Genomic DNA, 21,443 nt, shown 5'->3' on the forward strand with positions numbered 1-21,443 from the left:
CGGGCGGCCAGCGCCTCCAGCAGGGCGCAGCTCAGCCGGGCCGCGGCCTCGTCGGCCGTGCCGTCGTGCTCCGCCAGCTCGTGCCGTGCGCGGTGCAGATGGGTCAGCCCGCCGTCGATCTCGCACCGGGCCAGCCGGCCGGCCGCCCGCACCAGCTCCGGGGCCGCTCCCGTGCCCTCCCGCCCCATGCGGGAGAACAGCCCGGCCACCGCGTCGGAGCGCGGACCGGTGAAGAACTGGCCGATGGCGAGGTCGTCGACCAGGGCGTTCGCGGTGAACTCCCAGTCGTCGGCGGCGGCCCCGTGCCCGAGCGCCTCCGGGAGGTGTCCGGCCCGCCGCAGCCACCCGGCGGCCCGCCGGTGCAGCTCGGGTTCCAGGCCGGGCAGGCGCATCCGCAGATGGGCGCGGAGGATCTCGGCGAACAGGGGGTGGAGCCGGTACAGACCGTGTCCGAGGTGCTCGACGAAGGCGTTGTCCCGGTTCAGCCGGGCCAGGACGGCCTCGGCGTCGTCGCGCCCCGTGACCGCGTTCGCCAGGCCGGGGCAGAAACGGTCGAGCACGCTCACCCGCAGCAGCAGGTCCTGGGTCCCGGCGTTCTGCCGCTTGAGCACCTCCGCCAGCAGGAAGTCGGCGATGGTGCTGCGGTCCGCCTCGAACTCCTTGAGGTACACCTCCGGGTCCGGGCTCTCCCCCGCCGCCAGCGCGGACAGCCGCAGCCCGGCGGCCCACCCCCGGGTGCGTTCCACCAGGGCGCGCACCGCGGCCGGGGGCAGCCGCAGCCCGTGCAGTTCCAGCAGCTCGGCGGCCTCGGTGGGGGTGAAGGCCAGCTCGGCGCCCCTGATCTCCGTCAGCTCGCCCGCGGCCCGGTAGCGGTGCAGGGGCAGCAGCGGCTCGGTCCGGGTGACGAGGACCAGCCGCAGCCCCGGCCCGGCGTGCCGCAGCACGAACTCCAGCTGCTCGGCGATCTCCGGGGAGGTGACCCGGTCGAACTCGTCGAGCACCAGCACCACGGGCCGCTCCCGGACGCTCAGCTCGGCGGCGAGCCGGGCCCCCAGGGTGGGGTTCACCCGGTTCGCGTCCGCCGGGAACCCGACGCCGGCGGGCGGCGGGACACCGACGGCGTGCAGCGCGCGCAGCAGATACGCCCAGAACATCCCGGGCCCGGTCCCGGCCGCCTCGGTGGTGAACCAGGCGACGGGCGGCCCGTCCAGACGCTCCGCCCAGTCCGCGACGAGCAGGGTCTTCCCGGCGCCCGCCGCGCCGTTGACCATGGTCAGCGGCGTCCGCAGCCCCTGGTCGAGACGCCTGGTCAGCCGCTCCCGCCGCAGGTACGTCACCGGCCGCGCCGGCACGGCGAACCTGGTCCGCAGGAAGGGATCCCCGTGCGGGTCGGCGAGGGGTTCCGCGGCGGACGAACCGTCCCCTTCAAGCCCGGTCATGGCGCTCACCGCCCCAGTTCGGCTGTGGCTTCCTCCCAGCATCCCAGCACCGGGGGCGGAGGGCGCGCCGTACGGTGCCGCTCCGCCGGGGCGCGGGCCCGCGCACGTCCCTCCGCACGCTCGCCGGCACCCGGATACAACCTTCGCGGTCCGTCGTGAGTCGGAGACGTCACCACGGGGTGAGGGCCTCCGCACGGACGGGCCACGGAAATGGCATACGATGCGCGCGACCCTCATAAAGATCACATAAGAGGATGCACACATCATGGCAATCCGTGCCCCCCATCGTCCCCTTCGCGGCATGTCAGCCGTCGTCGCCCTGCTCGCGATCGGCGCGGTGGGGTGCTCGGAGGTCTCCGACGCCGTCGACGGCGCCAAGGACGGCGCGAAGAAGGTGGCCCGCCAGCGCTCGGTCTTCTCGCTGGACACCGGTGACTGCTACAACCCGAACGGCAAGGCGGAGGGGACGGCGTACGCCGTCGAGATCGTGCCCTGCGACGAGGCGCACGAGGGCCAGGTCGTCGGCGAGTTCGCGATCGACGAGGGCACGGAGTACCCCGGCGACGACAAGATCTCGGCGATCGCGGACGACCGCTGCCCGGTCGAGGCGCAGAAGTACTCCCCGGACACCTGGGCGCTCCCCAAGGGCGCCGCCCTCTTCTACTACACCCCCACCAAGGAGAGCTGGGCGACCGGCGACCGCGCGGTGAGCTGCACCTACACCGCGGAGGGCGGCAAGCTCAACGGCTCGCTGGACACCGCGAAGTCCCTCGAGCCCGAGCAGACCACGTACCTCGAGGGTTCGAACGCGGTCTACGAGGCCCTGTGGGCGAACCAGCCCGAGAAGGACACCATCGAGGACGACCTGGCCGGCTACAAGGCACAGGCCAAGGCCGTCGCCGCCGCCCTCGACACGCACGTCGAGGGCCTGGGCGGCATCGAGGGCACCGAGGTCGGCAAGCTCCGCACGACGCTGACGAAGGCGGCCGGGAACTGGAAGAAGGCCGCGAACGCCGCCGACGCCGACGCGTTCTACGTCGCCTACGACCCGGCGTTCACCGACATCGACCCGAACAAGTCGGTCGCCGCCCGCAAGGAACTGGGTCTGGCCACCACCGTCCCGGCCGACGACGCCGAGGCCTGGGCGGGCTGACACGCACCGCCGTGTTGTCGGGGACGGACGGACCCGGCGTGAGGGCCCTCTAGCCTCGTCGGTATGAACACCCCTCCCGCCCTCGCCGAGGCGCTCGCGGACGGCACGGTCGTCCTCGACGGCGGCCTGTCCAACCAGCTCGCGGCGGCCGGGCACGACCTGAGCGACGCGCTGTGGTCGGCCCGGCTGCTCGCCGAGGACCCCGAGGCGGTGACGGCGGCCCACCTCGCGTATTTCGAGGCGGGCGCGGACGTGGCGATCACGGCGAGCTACCAGGCCACGTTCGAGGGGTTCGCGCGGCGCGGGATCGGCCGGGAGGGAGCGGCCGATCTGCTGGCCCTGAGCGTGGAGTGCGCCCGGACGGCGGCCCGGCGGACCGGGGTGACGCGCCCCCTGTGGGTGGCGGCCTCGGTCGGCCCGTACGGCGCGATGCTCGCGGACGGCTCGGAGTACCGGGGCCGGTACGGACTGAGCGTGGCGGAGCTGGAGCGATTCCACCGCCCGCGCATGGAGGTCCTGGCGGGGGCCGCCCCGGACGTGCTCGCCCTGGAGACGATCCCCGACACGGAGGAGGCGGAGGCCCTGCTGCGTGCGCTGCGCGGCCTGGGCGTACCGGCCTGGCTGTCGTACTCGGCGTCCGGCGACCGCACCCGCGCCGGCCAGCCGCTGGAGGAGGCCTTCGCGCTGGCGGCACGGGCGGACGAGGTGATCGCGGTCGGCGTGAACTGCTGCACGCCGGAGGACGCGGACCGCGCGGTGACCCTCGCGGCGCGGGTCACCGGCAAACCGGTCGTGGTCTACCCCAACAGCGGCGAGGCCTGGGACGCCGGGGCGCGGGCGTGGACCGGGCGGTCGACGTTCAGTGCCGGGCGGGTGAAGGGCTGGCGTGAGTCGGGGGCCCGGCTGATCGGAGGGTGCTGCCGGGTGGGGCCGGGGACGATCGCGTCGGTGGCGTCGGCGCTGCGGACCCCGTAGCGAACTCGCACCACACGACCTTCCCGGGGTCCCGCTCCCCCACGCCCCACCTGTCCGCCAGCCCGGCCACGAGCAACAGCCCGCGCCCGCTCTCGTCGGGCTCGTCCCGCGGCACGGCGGGCACACCGCCCCCGCTGTCATGCACCTCGACACGCACGCCGTCCGCATACGGCAGGAGGCGCAGGAGGAATCCACGACCGGGTGGCACGCCGTGCAGCAGGGCGTTGGTCGCCAATTCACTGACGCACAGCAGCACATCGTCCGTGTGCTCATACACGTCCCAGTCCTCCAGCGCCCGACGCGCGAACGCCCGTGCACCGGGCACGGAACGACGCTCACGACCGAAGAAACGCTCACGTGGGGAGGGGGCTGGAGTCGGGGGTGAAGTTTCCTGATTCACGGGACGAGAGTGACGCTCCGTACCCACCATGGAACAGTCCGCGCGCCCGTACGGCTCGACCGTACGCGTACGCGACGGTGAACGTACGCGCACGGGTGGGGAGTTCGACCTCATGAGCACCACGACACGGCGGAACGCCTCGGCGATGAAGATGGTGGGCGCGCTGCTCGCCCTGTACCGCCAGGCCGCCGGCCACACCCAGCGGTCACTGGGCGAGCGGTTCGTCATCAGCGAGCAGCAGATCGCGTCGATCGAACAGGGCAGACGCCCACTGAAGCCGGACCTCGCCGAGCAGCTCGACGAATTGCTGTGCACCAGGGGGGCGTTGTCCGTCGCCCTGAGCCGGATGCCGGAGGTGGATCTGATTCCGCTGTGGGCGGAGGAGTTCCTGGACAGGGAGCGCGAGGCCATCGCGATCTCGTCGTACGAGAACCAGGTACTGCCCGGCCTGCTCCAGACGGAGGCGTATGCGAGGGCGGTGTTCCGCAGTCGCGTGCCGTTCTATGACGAGGACACGATTGCTCGACGAACAGCGGCACGCATCGAGCGTCAAGCAGTCCTGCACGGCAACGAAGCGCCGATCTCCTGCTTTGTGGTCTGGGAACCGGTGGTCCGGGCACCGTTCGGCGGAAGGGAAGTCTGAACCGAGCAGCTTCGCCATCTGCGCACGTGCTCCGAACTCCCAGGTCTCATGCTCCAGGTCCTGCCCCTTGACCGGGCAAGTCACGCTTCGCTCGACGGCCCGTTCGTTCTGCTGGAAACCCCCGAACACCAACGCCTCGCCTACACGGAGAACCAACGGGGCAGCCAACTGATCGCCGATCCGGATGAGGTGGCGATCCTCACGCAGAAGTGTGCGATGCTGCGGTCACAGGCCCTCACCCCTGAGGACACAAGGGAATTGCTGGACCGTCTCCTGGGAGAGCAATGAGCAGCACCGCACTTCGGTGGTTCAAGTCGAGCTACAGCGGCAGCGAAGGCGGCAACTGCCTCGAAGTCGCCGCACACCCCACCGCCATCCACATCCGCGACTCCAAGACCCCGGATGCCCCCCACCTCACCGTCACCCCGAAGGCCTGGACCGCCTTCCTGTCCGTACCGTCGGAGGACACCAGCGCGGCAACGGCATAGAGCACCCCTGAACGGCACCGCCCTGTCGCCCGTCGTCACACGCCAGGCGCGGGTCCGTACCGCGTCTCCGGTTTCCCGTCCGCAGTCATGGGCAAGTTCCGGAGTGCAACGGGGCCGGGGTAACAGGCGGAACCGCCCGGCCCTGTAACCTCCTCACCGTTGAGCCAGCGCCACAGCCACTCGGCGAACCCCATGGAGTACTCGAAGAACTCGCCCTCCCCGTTCTCGACGAACAGGGTTCCCGCCCCCTGCCCGCCCTTGGACGCATAGAAGATCGTCTCGCCTCGATTGGTGGAGGCGATCGGAATCAACCCGTCCGCATCACCGAAGTACAACTCGGACACTCCAAGAGACTCACGAGGGTCCCCTTCGGGTTCACCCTCGTCCCATTCGACCTGAGACCAAACCTCCGACGTACTACGGACCTTCTCCGCGAGGTTCCATCGCCTCGTCGCTGGATGCATCAGATGCAGGTGTCCATTGATCTCCACGGGCGCATAGCCGTCAACGATCTCCTTGTACTCCGCCGGGAAGCCCACCCTGAGATCGTGCTCCAACCGGCTCCAGGCCACCGCATCGCGGTAGCGCATGGGCGGCTCGCCCAGCACCGCCAAGAGGCGTGCCATATAACCAGTCATGCTCACAGTTCCACGGAGCCGATGGGCTCGAACGAAGGGTCGCCCTCGATCACGGGCAGGAACAGTTCACCGTTCAACGCCTGCCGGAGGAATTCCGTGAACTGCATGTCCAGCACGAACCACTGGCCCATCTCCACCACGACCCGCCACTCCGGCACACCGCCCGACGGGGGCATGAGGAACACATGATTGCCTGAGATCGATCGCGCAACGGCGACACATCCCCCGGGCGCGGGATGAACCGGATACGGATACATCTCCGGGTGACTCCTGGAAAGTTCACTGTAGGCCAGCGCGGCCTGCCCCCACAGGGATTCGAGCCGCAGGCCGTCGTCCCCCCACGCCGCACGCGGGTGGAAAATATAGAGCTGTTCGTTGATGCATCCGGGCCCGTACGCTGAGACGAACTGTTTGTAGTCCGTGGGCAGTACGGCCCCGTAGAGCCGCTCCGTTTCCTCCCAGTCACAGTTCACATCACCGTTGACCGACGGTGCCCCCAAAAATTCACCGATTCGAGAGAGATCCACCGGACGTCCTTTCCACACAACTGTACCCACCGGTCGGCCGATTATAGACCGTACAGTTGAGCCCATAACCGCCGTCGCCAATGGCGTACATCTTGATCTCTGAGGGAATCGCCGGATCGATACCGTCATACACCGGCAGGACTCCGAGCGTCACTCTCTGCCCCGACTTCACGGCCGTGGTCACATCGTCTTCCAGGGAACGCATGTGGGGAGAGTTCGCCGGGGTCTGGTACCCCGCGACGAAGTTGCGCAGTGTGTCCTTGGCACCGCCCATCTGGTTGCCGATCAGATGCAGGGCAGCACGGTTGCCAGCCGGCAGCCGGTCAAAACCGGCTGGCTTCCACTTCGGGTCGAGACGCCAGGGCCGCAGATCAAACTGGTCAATGTGCGCCACCGCACCTGTGGCCCGGCAATCATCCGCGCCAGGACCGAAACGGGTCATGGGCGCATAGTAGAAAGAGGGGTCGGTGGATGGGAGGTCACGGGAGCAGGCATTGCGGGTCCGTCGCGCGTTCGGGTCCGCGCCGGATATCCCGTAGCCCAGGTCCGGATCAATTTCCTGGTCGGGAAACATGTCCTCCAGTAGCCCCAGACTCTGTGCATCCTCCGGAGTGTAGGTGTCGTCGTTACCCGTGACCATGTCGATCACCCTGGCGGCAGTGATGACCGTCTTGACGGCGTCGCCAGGCGTCCACTTACCGCCGCCCGGGTTCCATTCCGGTTTGGGCGCAGACCGGGCCGGCGCAATTTTGGGCTTTGGGCCGTTGTTGGGGTTCTGGGGTGTGGGCGGCTTGGGGGGCTTGGTCGTGCTGGTGCGCTGGATTCCGCTACTGCGGACGGGGCCCCTGGGGTGCGCCCTGGGTGTCGACGAGCAGCCGTAGGTACATCCCCGGGGCGTGGTCGGGCGACCCGTGGATGTGGCGGGCCTGGTGGTCCTGAACCCCCGTGCCAAGCGGTATATCCCGGCGGCGCTCCTCATGGCCTGGGCTCGGTTGCTGGTGTGCCGACTTATGCTGCCGGACATGCGGGCCAGCCCCCGATTGCTCGTGCGCGCATTCCCGTTCTTCGGAGCAACGCCATAACCGCGACCACTTCCCGAGACGCCCCCGAATCTGCCGCCCCCCACTCGGAAGGTGGGGGTACCGCCGCCGCAGGCGCATGCATGCCCTGTCGGGTCCGTGCCGTTCAGCGGATCCGCGTTCGCGTAGCCGTACCGGTTGGCCTGAGCTGACGGGCTGGCATCGAGCTGCCAGGTGTCGCGGGAAGCGAAGCCGCCCGTGCCCGGCTGGTACCAGCGGGCCGCCATGTTGACGTCGCCGCTGTCCGGGTCGGTCCAGCCGGACTGGTAGCCGACGGCGGGCATGCTGCCTTCGGTGGCGATCTTCGTGCCGAAGGGGTCGTAGGTGGTGGAGCCGGTGACCTCGGTGCCGTCGACGGACAGGCCCGCGACGAGGTCGGTGTGCTGGTCGGTGACGGACCACTGGGCGGTGGTGCCGTCAGTGCTGGCGAGCAGGAAGCCGCCCGGTGTGCGGCTGTAGTCCGTGGTGCCGTCACCCAGGAGGTTGTTGGAGCCGCCGTCGTAGCGGAACGCGGCGGAGCCGTTCCCGGCGACACGGTCGAGTGAGTCGTAGGTGTACGTCGACGCCCCGTCCGTCACCTTGCGCTCGAAGGCGTCGAAGGCGAGCGATCGGGAGTTGGTTCCCGTCCCGACCTCGCTGAGCGTGCCGCGCGGGGTGTGGCGGTACGTCGAAGTGCCGTCGTCGAGCAGGCGGTTGCGTTCGTCGTACGTCGCCGTGGCCGATCCGGCCTTGACCCGGTTGCCGGACGCGTCCCACTCGTAGTGGGTGGTCCGGTCCCCGTCGGTCCAGTACGACAGGCGTCCCGCCTGGTCGTAACCGTAGACGTGCTCGCCGGCTCCGGCCGTGCCGGCGGTCCCCTTCCAGGTCAGCCGGTCGTCCAGGTCGTAGGCGTAGGTGGTGGTGGCGATGCCGGTCGACTCGTCGGGGGTGGTGATGATGTCGTCGGTGAGACGCCCCAGGCTGTCGTAGCCGTAGCTCCGCCGGGCCGATTCCACCCACTCGGTGGACCCTTCTGGCTGGATCGCGTACTGCTCCATGACCGGTCGGCCGACGGCGTCCCACTCGTACCAGATGTCCGCGCCGGTCATCCGGTTCCAGAGCCACTCCAGCCGGCCTGCCGAGTCATAGCCGTAGCTGGTCACGTTCTTGGCGTCCGACCGCTCGGTCATGTTGCCGTCGGCGTCGTAGGTGTAACTCACCACGCCTGCGGGGCCGTCCGCGGTCAGGAGCTGTCCGCGGTCGTTGTAGGTGTAGGTGTTCGGGTTGAGCGGCTCGGAAGAACCGACGGAGGTGAGGCGGCCCGCGAGGTCGTAGCCCAGAGTGCGGTCGGTGGTGGCCGCTTCGGCACCGGTGCCGGCCTCGTGGGTGAGGCGGCCCAGGCCGTCATAGGTGCGCTCGCGCTTGACTCCTCCGGGCAACAGCTCGGTGACGGCCTGGCCGGCCTTGTCGTAGACGGTCGTCCAGGTGCGGTCCACGGCAGTCGGGTGCGCGGTGGTGGCCGGCTCGATCGTGGATTCGGGCAGGCCCCAGCTGTTGAAGGTGTAGACGGTGCTGTTCCCCCGTCCGTCCGTCAGCCGGGTGCGGTTGCCCGCCGCGTCGTAGCCGAAGGTGGTGATGATCGACTCGCTGTCGGAGACCGGTTCGACCTGCTTGGTCGTACGGCCGAGCGCGTCGTAGGTGTAGGTCGTGCGGGCCTTGGTCTCGGCGGAGATCACGGCGGTGCGGTTGCCGTCCGCGTCGAACTCGGCCTCCACGGTGCGCAGTGCCGTGCTGCCGGTGCCGTAGTCGGTGACGGCGGTCGCGTTGCCGAGGGTGTCGTACGCGGTCCTGGTGGTGCGGTTGGTCGCGTCGGTGGTGGAGGTCCGGCGGCCGAGGCCGTCGTAGGCGAACCGGGTGGTACCCGCCGCGTCGGTCACCGACAGGACCTCGCCCGCCGGGTTGTAGGTGGCGGACGTGACGCGGTCGGCGGGGCTGGTCGACGTGGTCTGGTTGCCCGCGTCGTCCCAGGTGTAGCGGCTGGTGAGGTTCTGCGGCCCGGGAAAGCGTTCGACGGTGGTCGCGGTGAGCTGTCGGCCGAGTTCGTCGTAGGTGGCCTCGGTGCGGGCGCCGGTGGGGTCGGTGACCGACAGCTGGAGCCCGGTGGGGGTCCAGGTGTGACGGGTCACGCCGCCGCCGTCCGCGCTCGGGGAGACGAGCAGGTCCGGATCGCCGCTCTCCATGGCCGCCAGGGCGGCAGCCGCGTCGGCGACGGGGTCCGTCCGGCTGGTGAGTTGACCGAGCTGGTCGTAGCCGTAGCGGGTGACGCGGCCCAGTGGATCGGTGACGGACTGCGGCAGACCGAGCGGGTTGTAGGTGGTACGGGTGGTGGCGGTCAGGGGTGCCGCGACGCCGGGCGGGCTGTAGTCGGGCAGGGTCACGGCGGTCGTGCGGCCGAGGAGGTCGACTTCGGTACGGGTGATCCGGCCGTGGGCGTCCTTGACCTCGGTGGCCTCTCCGAAGGTGTTGTACCCGGTCAGGACGGTGGGTTTGACCGTGGCGGGAGCCTGGCCGTTCTCCTCGGCCTTCACCTCCGGGGCGGATTCCGCCACCAGGCGGCCCAGTTCGTCGTACCGGTAGGTGACGGTGTGCGCCGCGGGGTCCGCGTCGGCGGTGTTGCCGCGCGGGCTCACGGAGGTCAGCGGCAGGCCGCGGTCGTCATAGGTGCGCGTGGTCGTGTGGGTGCTCGTGCCGTCGGTGACCGTTTCCTTCGTCACGTTGCCGGCGGGGTCGTACTCCGCTGTCGTCGTGAGCTTCTTGTCACCGGTGATCGACTGCGTCTGTTCCGTGATCCGGTCGTCCCCGTCGTAGGCGTACGTGCTGGTGCGGTTCAGGCCGCCCGGGTCGAGGATGCCGGCCTTGGTGCGGCCCAGGGCGTCCACGGTGAACGTCTCTGTGGTAGTGCCGCCGCCGGTGACCTGCTTGGTGAGGTTGCCGGCCGGGTCGTAGGTGTTGGCTTCCAGGACGATGTCGTGTCGGCCGGCGTCGGACTGTGTGACCTGCTTGGCGGTGGTGGTGGCGGGCAGACCGTCGTCGAAGTAGGTGTAGGCGGTGGTGGCGCCCATAGCGTCCGTGGCCGAAGCCAGGCGGCCGGCCGGGTCGTAGGCGTTGGAGACCACGGTCAGGTCCCGCACGGTGCCCGAGGGATCACCGGTCCAGTCGTCCAGGACTGTGGTGGCGTGCTGACCACGGGCGGTGTAGGTGTACCTCATGTGCGTACCCGCCGGGTCGGTGGTGCCGGTGACACGGCCGAAGGCATCGTGCTCGAACAGAGTGGTGTTCTGCTCGGCGTCGGTGACGCTGTCGTTCAAGCCGTGCGGGTTGTAGTGGTAGGCCGTGGTACGGGCGGGGTCTCCTCCCGTGGTGTCCTCAACCGTCTCGGACAGCAGGTTGCCGTCCTCGTCGTAGGTGCGGCTGATCTTCGCGGTGTGGGTGGTTCCGGTGATCTCGTTCTTCACGCCCGCGCCGGTCTCGGTGACGACGCGTGAGGCCGCGTCGTAGCCGTACGACGTGGTGACGCCGGTCGGGTGCGCGTCGGAGACCTGCCGCTCGGAGGTCTTCCGCCCCAGCCCGTCGTACGTGTACGCCGTGACGAGCCCGGACGGGGAGGTCACCTCGGCCAGGTCGCCGTTGGCGTGGTACCGGTAGGACGTCTGTGCGCCGCCCGGGGTGGTCTGCTCGAGCACCAGACCGGCCGGGGCCGTGCCGCCGCCCACCGCGGCTTCGCTGCCGGTGGTGTAGGCGGTGGAGGCGCTGGTGTCGTCCGGGCGTTTCGTGGTGGTGGGAAGCCCCAGGGAGTTGTAGGTGTACTCGGTGCGGTAGCGGTTGTCCTTGTGGTCGGTCGAACGCGGATCGCGGTAGGCCAGCGGCTTGTCGTTGCGCGGGTCGAGCGGGTCGCTCGCGTTGTGGTGGTACGACGAGAAACTCGTCCAGCACGAGTCGGCGTCCCGGCAGGTCGTGGTCGACACGACGTTGCCGCGCGCGTCGTGGCCGGTGACCGTGGCGTGTCCGTTGGCGTCGGTGACCGTGTGCAGGTTGCCGGCGGTGTCGTAGGCGTACGCCGTGACCGCGCCCGTGGCGTCCTTGCTCGACACCGTGCGCTGTCCGCGCAGGGAGTCGTAACTGATGGTGCTGGTGTGCTGCTCGGGGTCCGTGACCGTGACGGTGGTGGTCAGGCCCGACGCCGCTGCCTCGGACTGGGCCCGGTAGTGCGCGGAGACCTGGTCGGCGGTCAGCGCGCTGCGGTACAGGGCGACCTCGTCCACCTGTCCGTCCAGGTAGTAGGTGCCCCCGGCCAGGCCCATCCAGCCCGAGCTGCCGTAGCCGCCGCCGACATACACATAGGGGCGCGACTGGTCGTCGATGGCACCGTCGAGCGAACCCACCTTGACGCCGTCCAGGTAGAGGGTCTGGGTGGTGCCGGAACCGGAGAGCACGACGTGGTGCCAGTCGCCGTCGGTGACCGTCTGGGAGGAGACGATGGGCGTCGCTCCTGAGACGCCGGAGAGGTAGAACTCGCCGCGCAGCTTGCCGGAGCCGTCGATGTTGAGGGCCGGCCGCCATGAGGTCGGGGTCTGTCCGACGGGGGCGTTCTGGAAGCCCAGCAGTACCGCCGACGGTTTCGTGGTGCGGAACCACATCTCGGCGGACAGATCGGTGGTTCCGGTGAGAATCGAGCCGGGTATCTCGACGGTTCCGCCCTTGCCGAGGGTCACCGCCCGGTCGTCTCCCGCACCGAATGCCCCGGACTGGTCGAGCTTGGACGCGTCGGTCGTGTCGGGGTGGAAGGTGGCGTACATGCCGGGGCCGCCGACCTCGCTGGGCAGTGCGGTGCCGTCGTCTTCGCCGAGCCGCCAGTACGCGGCGGGGGCATCCGCGACCGTGACGCCGCCATACTGGTCTCCCCTGCCCGCGATGAGACTCCGGCGGGCCTGGATGTGCTGGTTGGGTGTGTCGGTCTGGCCGGAGCCGGGCGGGACGTAGGACCACGTGGTGGAGCCCGACTTCTGGGTGAACGTCACCAATGCCTTGTCGTAGAAGGCGACTTCGTCGATCTGTCCCGTGAAGTTGCGGTAGCCCTCGTCCTTGCCGTCCCAGCTGACCGAGGAGTAGCCGCCACCGATGAGTACGTGGGGGTACCGGCCCGCGACGACTCCCGTCGCCAGGCTGCCCTGGTGGCTGCCGTCCACGAACAGCGCCTGCATGCCCTCGTTGCCGGTGAGCAGTATGTGGTGCCACTTGTTGTCCGTGACGGCCTGCTTGGACAGCAGGCTCTGTCCCGTGCCCCAGAACCGGCCGCGCAGTTTCCCGTCGTCGTCGATCAGCAGCATGGGTCGCCAGCCGGTCGGGGTGTCTCCGAACTCGGCGTCCTGGTTGCTGACCAGGACACCCGGGCCGGAGGTCTTGAACCACAGTTCCAGTGACATCGCCGTCGTCGTACCGATGGTTTCGGAAGGTACTTCGACCGCGCCGTCGCCGGTGAAACTCGCCGCGGTGTCGTCGCCGTCGGCGAAGATGCCCGCGCTGCCCAGGCGTACGCCGTCCAGGTAGCTGCCGGCCAGGTCGTCACCGAGAGGGCTGGTGGCCGCCGCGCCGCCGCGCTCGCCCAGACGCCAGTAACCGATGGGTCCGCTTCGCTGGATCGATTCCGCGTAGGAGGACGAGGAGGACGAGTAGGCGGGCGCCGACAGCTTCCAGGTGCCGCCGTTCTCGTCGGTGTGCTGGGTGAGTCGGCCACTGACCTGGTCGTATCCGGCGGTCGCGTGCACCCGGCCGGACGGCAGAAGGACCTTCGTCATCTGCCCGATCGCGGATCGCTCCGCGTAGTGGTCGGCGACCGTGGCGGCGTCCAGAGTGTGATCGTAGAAGGCCACTTCGTCCATCTGGCCCGTGAAGCGGTACTCGCCGCTCGCCAGGCCCATCCAGCCGGAACTGCCGTATCCGGCCCCGAGGTAGGCGTAGTCGCGGGACTGCTCGGTGAGTGCGCCTGCCAGCGAGCCGACCTTCGCTCCGTCCAGATAGAGAGTCTGGGTGTTCGCGCCGGCCGTGAGCACCGCGTGGTGCCACTGGCCGTCGGTCACGGTCCGCGTCGACACGATGGGCGTGGCTCCCGGGCTTCCGGTGAGATAGAACTCGCCGCGCAGCTTGCCTTCACCGTCGATGTTCAGCACGGGCCGCCACGAGGTCGGCTTCTCGCCCAGCTCGGTGTCCTGGAAACCGACCAGGACACCGGACGGCGTACTCGTCCTGAACCACAGCTCGATGGTCGGGAAGGCCGCGTTCTTCAGCGTGTCGGCCGGCAGTTCGACCACCGAGTCGACGCCATCGAAGCCGGTCGAGGTGTCGGCCGTGCCGGCGACCGCCGACTCCGTGCCCAGTTGTGTGTCCCGGTGGACGGCATCGTTCAGACCGGTGCGCGAGACCGCCTCGCTGGCGGCCACGGAGCCCTCGCTCTCGCCGAGCCTCCAGTACGACGTGGGAGCGGCGTCGAGCACACCGCTGCGGTAGACCGAACCGGTGCCGTACTCGTACACCGTGCACTTGGTCGTCGACGACGGCGGGCACACCTTCGTCAGCAGGTCGCCGTCGTAGTGGTACGTCCACTTCAGGCCGGGCGTGCTCGCATCGATCGCGTTCGTGGTCACCGACTCGACGCGTCCGCCCGACCAAGTGAAGGAGAGAGAGCGGCCCGACAGGTCGTCGGTCACCTTCTTCACCGGGCCGCCGGTGGCCGTCTCGTGCGTGACGGTCTGCCCGCGTCCCGCGACGTCCGCGATCCGGGTGAGCACACCGCTGGAAAGGAAGTGGTAGGTGGCGCCGGACCGTTCCCGCAGTACCCAGTCGGTCGACTGACGGGCCAGGGTGAGCGAGCCTCCCGGAGGACCGGTGTAGGTACCGTCGGCGTTCTTGCCGAACCGCACCTGCGAGCCGTCGGACAGGGTCACGAGGACCGTGGCCATGGCCGGCTCCTCGCGCAGTCGCATGTCCCAGCGAGTGGACCAGCCACTGCCGAAGGCGTTGTCGCGGCGCGGATCGAGGGAGTTGTAGGTACGGGTGACCGCCAGTTCGGGACCGACCGTGGTGAGTGCCGCGTCGGTCACGGCGGTGACGTAGTTGCCCGCACGCGTGCCGATCTCCTTGCCGTCGTCGGCGCCGCCGAGGTGGCTGGTGACCGTGGGCTGGGGCACCTGCGTGGTCAGCAGCGCCGGGCCGGGCCGGACGGAGGTCGCGGCGCCGTCGTAGGCATACGCGTACCAGGCGTAGGTCTTGCTCCAGGAGAGCCAGCCGGAGGGCACCGCCCACTGCTGCTCACTGGTGCGGGATCCTGTTCTGCAGTTCTTGCGCAGATTGCTGCCCTCGACCTCGCACACCTCGAAGGAGTACTGCAGTTCCGCCTTCGGATAGCGGTCGGCGTCCGCGCCCTTGGCCCACAAGGTGGGGGTCAGCGAGTCGACCGTGGCACCGCTGCCGGGCGACGCCGCCGTCAGTTGCGGCGGGATGTTGACCGAGGACAGTCTGATGGCCGGGCCGGGTACGCCTGCCGAGGTGAAGCGGCTGACGCCGACATCATCCATGGTCCACTGCACGGTGTACGTGGCCGGTGTCAGCGGAGCGATCTTCGCGTCGAGCGTCACGCTCTCGCCCGGCGAGATGTCCTGGGGCATCGCGGTCCAACGGATCTTCGCCGAGTCGGCGATCTCCTTGCCGGCGGAGTCGAACAGGTTGTACCGCAGCTTGTAGTTGCCGTCCTTCGGCCAGGTCGCCTGGCCCTGGTTGGTGACCGTCACCTTCTGGACGCCCTCGGTCGTGGCGGTCACCGGCGCGGTGAAGTCACCGAGCTTGTACGTGGCGCCGTACTTCGTCCAGGTCACGTCCAGGCTGGGCTTGCCGCCCGGGTAGTCGTCGGACCCGAACTGCTTCCAGCCCTTGGAATCGGAGGTGGAGGCCTTCGCCGCGAGGCCGTAGTTCTTCTTCCGGCCGTGGGTCCAGTCGTCCACCAGCTTGCGGCCGGCCGAACCGAGTTTGATGCTCTCCCAGGCCGGTCCGCACGACCACGTCGTCGTGCCCGAGGGCCGCCAGCCGTGCGCGAAGCTCTTCGACGCCAGCGACGAACCGGTGGACGGTCCCGGGTACTTGGTGGTCGTGGACTCCGACCAGTTGGACGTGACGGGGTGCACGGTCACGGGGCGCGCGGTGCACGACAGGGACCAGGTGTTGTAGAGGGCCAGGTTGGCACCGAGCACCCAGGCGTTCTTGAGCGTGCTCTCGACACCGGTGAACCGGATGAAGGCCGCGGCCTTGTGGTCACCACCGTCATACGTGCCGACCTTCAGGACGGTGTCCGAGGCGAAGTTCTGGTTGTACGGGTACTGGACGTAGGTACCGGAGGTGGCATCGATGGACTTGACGGAGGGGTCGACCCGCACGGGGAAGACACGATCCGGATCGCTGAGCCACTCCTCGTCGAGCTTCACCACGAGAACCTGACGGCCGGCCTCTTCGGTGAGGCTGTAGGTCACTCCGGAGGAGATCGCGCCTTCGTTGGCGTTCTCGGCGAAGGCGGAGTCCTCCATCCACCCGGCGGGAGTCCACGCCCGCTGGGCGCCCCCCTCGTCGACGAAGAGCAGTCCTCCGTGGCCGTCAAGACGAACAGTGAGTCCCTGGAGATCCAGCGGGAAGCGCCACTCGGTGGGCGCTTCCTCGTCCTTCAGGATCAGCGTCTCCTTCACCGAGTCACTGCCCGCGAGGAACTCGATGTCCGAGTACGGACGCACGTCCTGGTAGGTGACCTTGCTGCCGTCGGCCAGGCCCGGCGAGGGGCTTGCCTCGTCGACTCCATAACCGATCGAGAGTCCATCGCCGAGTTGCATCCGCAGGACGGCGTCCGCGTCGGCGGACCCGGCGAACGAGATCGCCTTCTCGGTGGAGTTGGTCTCCCACCCCGGCTCACTCGCACTCATCGTGCGTGGACCGGAATCGTCCTGGCGTGCCAGCGTGGTGTCGACGGCGATCCAGTCACCGTCTTTGTTCCGGTAGTTGACGGGCTCTGTGTAGAACCGGGTCGTGTGTGTACCGTCCGGGTTCCGGAAAGTCCGCTGGCGCTCCTCGCGCTCGCTCTTGATCTCGGTGCTTCGTCGGCTGTCGAACCCTTTCGGCACAGGCGTCCCGGGCACATCGATCGGCGTCGCCGGCCCGGGCTCAGGCATGCTCGGAACGTTGGGCAATCGAGTGACGCCTGGTTCCTGGTCCGGGGACAACTCTCCGCGGCCGGTCAGCGCCCCTGCGCGTCCGCCCGTGGCCGAGGCATCCGTGGCATCGGCCGGTGCCTTGTGACTGCGACCGGTGGCCGAACCCCAGCCCTGCTCCGGGGCGCTCTCACCGGAACTGCCACCTGGCCACTGCCCGATCGCCAACGCGGCCTGCTCCGTACCGGCAAGCCCAGCAAGCACGAAAGCAACGAAAACAGCGAACGAACGCGTCGAACGACGCACAGACGCCCCCACTTGATCAACTCAAAAGTGGGGAAAACGTAAGCGCCTCACAGATTGATTCACAAGATGATCACAACTTCTCGTGATCACAGCGTGATGATCCTCGACCGATATATTCGATAAATGATGACCGGTCCGGTGGGAAAGGGCCCAGCACGCTGCAAGACTCATCGGATCGAGCACCGGGGCAGCCGCCGGTCGGCGGACAGGGCGGAAACGCCACCATGGCCAACGCTGCCGAGCTGACGCACTGCCCGGTCAAGGGCTGTGCCGGGACATCGGTACGCGAGGCGCCGCTCACCCCCGCCGGGCTCACGCACCACACGACCTTCCCGGGCTCCCGCTCCCCCACTCCCCACGTGTCCGCCGGCCCGGCCCCGAGCAGCATCCCGCGCACGCCGTCGACGTACGGCAGGAGGCGCGGGAGGAGGCCACGGCCGGGCGGCACGCCCAGGACGACCGTCAAGAGGCGTGCCCTGCGAAGGGGGTGCGGCAGTACATGGCTTCCGGTTCGCGCTCTTCGGGGTGCACGACGAATGGGCCGCCTTGCCTCGCCGCCACCCCCCGAAGGGGATACGGGTGATATCTGACGCAAACTCCGTTTAGGTTCCCCTGTGGGCCCAACGCGCCGGAATGCAACCGTCAGTTGATCTTCAACACCATGACGGGGGACACTACCCGGCAGATGCGCGTTCCCGACCGAGTGGCACTTGCTTCAGCACCCTCCCGCGCAGGTCATCGGAGGCCATCCACCCATGGATTACTGGGCAGTTGACCTCGGGGTTTCGTGGTAGCGTCCTCGCCCTGAGGGACAGCGCAACCTGAAAGGGCAATCGTGAACACGGAGAAGATCACCGCTCGCCGCCTCTCGCTGGAAGAGGTGACGAAGCTCGGCGTGAAGGACAGGATCTTCGTTTCCGCCGACACGGCAGAACTCAAGCTTCCCGACTGCTATGTCCCTGCTTTTCTGACCAAGCCCGGTGAGAATTTCGAGGGCGGCTCGATCACGGCGAGAACCGTATTCCAGGAGGAGGTCTCCTGTCTCCCCGACGACGAGAACGAAGCCGGAATCCACCTGGCCGACGAGAACGGCCCGGTGACCATCGAGGTCCTCCAGTCCGCCGGTGTCGTGCTGGACCTGGCGCTTTTCGTCCCCGGTGGGGACAAGGGATCCCTCACGGCCCTCTACGCCGCGGCCCGGCAGGCGTTCGGCGCCGACATCGTGCAGATCTGGCGCCAGGGCCTCAAGGAGGTTCCCGACGTGAAGGTCGACATCTTCGAGGAGCAGATTCCCCGGGGACGCAAGGCGAGCGACAGCCCCAAGCGTGACCGTCGCGCGATCGACACCTACCCCACCCGTGCGGACTTCATCGACTTCTCCGCGGGGTGGAAGCCGGTCATCGAGATTCACAAGCCGGTGGTCGACGACACCCCGACCATCTGAGGCGGCGTCACCGCTCGTCCCGGCCCGGGAGAACACACTGATCGGTATTCTCGGCACATGACCACCGGCCCGGTGAGCACCAGGGCAGTCGCCGACCGGCGGAACAGGACGGAAACGCCACCATGGCCAGCGTTGCCGAGCTGACGTACTACCCGGTCAAGGGCTGTGCCGGGACATCGGTGCGCGAGGCGCCGCTCACCCCCGCCGGGCTCGCGCACGACCGCAGTTTCATGGTCGTCGGCGAGGAGGGGGTGGGGCGGACGCAGCGCAGGGACCCCCGGCTGGCCTCGATCCGGCCGACGGTCAGCGCCGACGGCGGCCGGCTCACCCTCCACGCACCGGAGTTCGAGACGCTGGAGCTCCGCGTGGACACGGCCGCCGCCCGGCGGAAGGTGGACCTGTTCGGGACGGTCCACCAGGGCGTCGACCAGGGCGACACGGCCGCCGACTGGTTCACGGAGGTGCTCGGCGTGCCGAGCCGGCTCGTGCGCGTGCCGCCGGAGCACGACCGGGTGACCGACGGCAGGACCCCCGGCACCTCCGCCTACGCCGACAGCTGCGCCCTGCACGTCCTCTCACGCGCCACGCTCGACCTGCTCAACCGCAAGCTGGCCGAACGCGGCCTCCCGCCGCTGCCGATGAACCGCTTCCGCCCCAACATCGTGGTCGACGGCTGGGACGAACCGCACACCGAGGACCGCGCCCACCGCATCCGCGTCGGCGACACCGAACTGGGCTACGCCAAGCTCGCCATCCGCTGCGCGGTCACCATGGTCGAACAGGACACCGGGGCGAAGGCGGGCCCGGAGCCGCTGCGCACCCTCGCCGGCTACCGCCGCGCCACCGGGGGTGGCATCGCCTACGGGACCAAGTACGCCGTGCTCCGCACCGGCACCCTGTCCGTCGGCGACGACGTGCACGTCACCTCGTGGGGAGACAGCGAACTGTAGGACGGTTCAGCCGTACACCACCGACCACGGGCGCGGTACGTCGTCGGACGGGTGGACGGTGCCGTCGCGCCGGGGGGTGGCGGTGTGGTGACGGGCCAGGACCCCGGCGGCGAGCTCGGCGAAGCGGCGGGCGGCCGGATGGGCTCCGCGGCCGGCGGGCCAGGCTCCGCCGATGCGCAGGGTGAGGGGACGGCCCGCCAGCGGGGACCAGGCGACTCGGGGTTCCCTGCGGGCCACCGGTCCCTGGTCGAAGGCGACTCCGTGCCCCGCCGCCACGAGGGCGAACAGGAACTCGGGGTTGGAGGCGTGGCGGAGGCGGCCGGGGACGAAGCCCTCGGCGCGGCACACGTCGAGGATGCGGTCGTGCCGGCCGGGCGCGTGCGCGCGCGGGAAGAGCACCAGGTCGTGGCCGGAGAGGTCGCCGAGCGACACTTCCGGCAGCCGGGCCAGGGGGGAGGTTCGGGGGAGGACGACGCCCAGGTCCAGTGGGACGGTGGGGCCGAGCCGCAGTTCGGTGGCGTCGACGGGGTGGTGCACGAGTCCGACGTCCAGGCCGCCGGAGGCCAGCAACCGCAGTTGCTCCGCGGTGGTGACCTCCTGCAGGTCGACGGAGAGCTCCGGAGCGTGCTCCGCACAGGCGGACAGCAGGGCGGACAGGACGGCGGCCGTGGTGTCGGGCGGCACGCCCGCGCGCAGGGTGCCGAGGCCGCCGTCGGCGGCGCGGCGGGCCAGGGTGCGCAGCCTCTTCTCCCGGGCGAGGAGTTCGTGGGCCTCTTCCAGCAGCGCCGCTCCGGCGGCGCTGAGCCGGACGCCGCGCTGCGAGCGGTCGAACAGTTCGGCTCCGAGTTCCTTCTCCAGCCGGCGGATCGCCTGGCTGAGCGGCGGCTGGGCCATGCCCAGCCGCTCGGCGGCCCGGCTGAAGTGCAGCTCGTCGGCCACGGTGACGAAAAGACGCAGGTGGCGCAAGAGATCCACGATCAAGGATCCTATCCGGAAGCCGCCGTGCGGGGATGGACCGGACGGCCGATGACGGGGAACGCCGATGTCCGAGGACGAGCAGTGACGAGCACGCGAACAGCGACCGAGGACCGGATCCGGCAGGTCTTCGCCGAGGCGGGCGCGAGGGGACAGCTGCACGCCGTGCCCGTCCGTGCGCGCACACCTGCCGCCGGGGAGGACGACGACGGGCGGGGGGCCGGTGAGATCGCCGTGGGCGCCGACGACGCCGTGGTCATCGCCTCGATCTTCAAGGTACTGCTGGTGCTGGAGTTCGCCCGGCAGGCCGTGGCCGGCCAGCTCGATCCGAGGGAGCGGGTGCGGGTGACCTCGGCCGACCGGCTCGGCGGCTGGGGCACCGCCGGCTGCCTGGACGACGTCGAACTGTCGTTGCGCGACCTGGCCCACTTCGCGATGTCGGTCAGCGACAACTCGGCCGCCGACCTGCTGCTGGACCGGGTCGGCCTGGACACCGTACGACTGCTCGCCAAGGAACTCGGCCTGGACCGGACGCGCGTCGTGGGCGGCCCCCGGGACCTGCTGGAGTCGATGCTCGCGGAGGTCGGGGCACGCGACGAGAGGGAGTTCGCCGTGCGCTACCCGGCCCTGCCCGACGAGCGGAAGAGACGGCTGGCGGTACTGGACCCCCACCACACCACGGCCAGCACCCCCCGTGAGATCACCCGGCTGCTCCGGCTCGTCTGGACCGATGCCGCCGGACCGCCGGAAGCCTGTGCGCTCGTACGCGATCTGATGGGCAGGCAGGTCTTCCGCCACCGGCTGGTGTCGGGCTTCCCGGACGACGTCACGGTCGCGGCCAAGACCGGCACCCTGCCAGGGCTGCACATGGAGGCGGGCGTCGCCCGCTACCCGGACGGCGCGTGCTACGCGATCGCCGTGTTCGCGCGCACGCACGACCTGACCGCCTCCCGCGCCACGGTGGACGCGGCGATCGGCCGGGCCGCCGGAATCGCGGCCGGTTTCCTCCACGGCGACCGCCGCTGACCGGGGCACATATGCGTTCGCGTATCGGAAGTGCCCGACTCCGGTCTTGGACAGGGGACTTCACCCCTTGATCTGCTGACGCCATGACCCAGGACATACACGCCCCGGACGCACCGGGCACCTCCCCTCGTCGCGGGTTCGACCGCCGTACGGTGCTGCGGGGCGCCGCGCTCGGTGCG

The 21,443-nt window shown here is 69.6% G+C and carries 11 protein-coding genes and 2 pseudogenes; 7 read left to right on the top strand and 6 right to left on the bottom strand.

What is annotated here, in order from left to right; genetic code table 11:
• The coding region (locus B7767_RS10565) for an AAA family ATPase (RefSeq protein ID WP_179167096.1) at window positions 1-1,439 on the bottom strand (1,439 nt) is incomplete at its 3' end.
• Window positions 1,440-1,704: 265 nt separating this feature from the next.
• On the opposite strand from B7767_RS10565, the gene B7767_RS10570 reads away from it, so the two are divergent.
• Both B7767_RS10570 and mmuM read left to right on the top strand, forming a co-directional pair.
• Entirely contained in the window at window positions 1,705-2,592 is an 888-nt protein-coding gene (locus B7767_RS10570) for a septum formation family protein (protein WP_085571970.1), read from the top strand.
• A 63-nt stretch (window positions 2,593-2,655) separates the two neighbouring features.
• The gene (gene mmuM, locus B7767_RS10575; protein ID WP_085571971.1) at window positions 2,656-3,567 is read left to right on the top strand and encodes a homocysteine S-methyltransferase; all 912 of its coding nucleotides are present in this window, start codon (window positions 2,656-2,658) and stop codon (window positions 3,565-3,567) included.
• Here the strand turns inward: mmuM and B7767_RS10580 are convergent.
• Window positions 3,566-3,997: pseudogene (locus tag B7767_RS10580) on the bottom strand (ATP-binding protein); the annotation flags it as partial. The gene mmuM and the pseudogene B7767_RS10580 sit on opposite strands and share 2 nt — an antisense overlap.
• Window positions 3,998-4,079: 82 nt before the next feature.
• Here B7767_RS10580 and B7767_RS10585 point away from each other — a divergent pair.
• Both B7767_RS10585 and B7767_RS10590 read left to right on the top strand, forming a co-directional pair.
• Window positions 4,080-4,898 (top strand): annotated as a pseudogene (locus B7767_RS10585) (helix-turn-helix domain-containing protein).
• Window positions 4,895-5,098, top strand: a complete 204-nt coding sequence (locus B7767_RS10590) for a DUF397 domain-containing protein (protein WP_085571972.1) — start codon at window positions 4,895-4,897, stop codon at window positions 5,096-5,098. Before B7767_RS10585 ends, B7767_RS10590 begins: the two are co-directional and overlap by 4 nt.
• Window positions 5,099-5,133: 35 nt before the next feature.
• Here B7767_RS10590 and B7767_RS10595 read toward each other — a convergent pair whose 3' ends face one another.
• From B7767_RS10595 to B7767_RS10605, 3 genes are read right to left on the bottom strand one after another with little or no spacing between them, the layout of a single operon-like run.
• Window positions 5,134-5,724, bottom strand: coding sequence for an SMI1/KNR4 family protein (locus tag B7767_RS10595; RefSeq protein ID WP_143652334.1), 591 nt, complete (start codon window positions 5,722-5,724; stop codon window positions 5,134-5,136).
• A 14-nt stretch (window positions 5,725-5,738) separates the two neighbouring features.
• Window positions 5,739-6,263, bottom strand: coding sequence for a hypothetical protein (locus B7767_RS45730; RefSeq protein ID WP_143652336.1), 525 nt, complete (start codon window positions 6,261-6,263; stop codon window positions 5,739-5,741).
• Window positions 6,241-16,338, bottom strand: coding sequence for a LamG-like jellyroll fold domain-containing protein (locus B7767_RS10605; RefSeq protein WP_256923390.1), 10,098 nt, complete (start codon window positions 16,336-16,338; stop codon window positions 6,241-6,243). The genes B7767_RS45730 and B7767_RS10605 overlap by 23 nt, the downstream gene beginning before the upstream one ends.
• 1,366 nt (window positions 16,339-17,704) lie before the next feature.
• Between B7767_RS10605 and B7767_RS10615 the strand changes: the two genes are divergently transcribed.
• Together B7767_RS10615 and B7767_RS10620 are read left to right on the top strand one after the other, a co-directional pair.
• On the top strand, window positions 17,705-18,313 hold the full coding sequence (locus B7767_RS10615) for a hypothetical protein (protein WP_085571976.1): 609 nt from the start codon (window positions 17,705-17,707) through the stop codon (window positions 18,311-18,313).
• A gap of 122 nt (window positions 18,314-18,435) precedes the next feature.
• On the top strand, window positions 18,436-19,263 hold the full coding sequence (locus B7767_RS10620) for an MOSC domain-containing protein (protein ID WP_085571977.1): 828 nt from the start codon (window positions 18,436-18,438) through the stop codon (window positions 19,261-19,263).
• Between the two features lie 6 nt (window positions 19,264-19,269).
• On the opposite strand, the gene B7767_RS10625 is transcribed toward B7767_RS10620, so the two are convergent.
• Complete coding sequence (locus B7767_RS10625; protein WP_179167097.1) at window positions 19,270-20,238, bottom strand: LysR family transcriptional regulator; 969 nt, start codon at window positions 20,236-20,238, stop codon at window positions 19,270-19,272.
• Between the two features lie 84 nt (window positions 20,239-20,322).
• Between B7767_RS10625 and B7767_RS10630 the strand changes: the two genes are divergently transcribed.
• Window positions 20,323-21,264 (top strand): serine hydrolase, encoded by a 942-nt coding sequence (locus B7767_RS10630; RefSeq protein ID WP_256923391.1) that lies wholly within the window; start codon window positions 20,323-20,325, stop codon window positions 21,262-21,264.
• Window positions 21,265-21,443 lie beyond the last annotated feature (179 nt).

Source organism: Streptomyces sp. 13-12-16 (genome assembly GCF_002114215.1).
In the GTDB taxonomy this organism is placed as follows: Bacteria; Actinomycetota; Actinomycetes; order Streptomycetales; family Streptomycetaceae; genus Streptomyces.

Coding starts and splice junctions, on each gene's coding strand:
- B7767_RS10570 (WP_085571970.1), top strand. CDS start 1,705: ATGGCAATCCGTGCCCCCCATCGTCCCCTTCGCGGCATGTCAGCCGTC.
- mmuM (WP_085571971.1), top strand. CDS start 2,656: ATGAACACCCCTCCCGCCCTCGCCGAGGCGCTCGCGGACGGCACGGTC.
- B7767_RS10595 (WP_143652334.1), bottom strand. CDS start 5,724: ATGGCACGCCTCTTGGCGGTGCTGGGCGAGCCGCCCATGCGCTACCGC.
- B7767_RS10605 (WP_256923390.1), bottom strand. CDS start 16,338: ATGAGTGCGAGTGAGCCGGGGTGGGAGACCAACTCCACCGAGAAGGCG.
- B7767_RS10620 (WP_085571977.1), top strand. CDS start 18,436: ATGGCCAGCGTTGCCGAGCTGACGTACTACCCGGTCAAGGGCTGTGCC.
- B7767_RS10590 (WP_085571972.1), top strand. CDS start 4,895: ATGAGCAGCACCGCACTTCGGTGGTTCAAGTCGAGCTACAGCGGCAGC.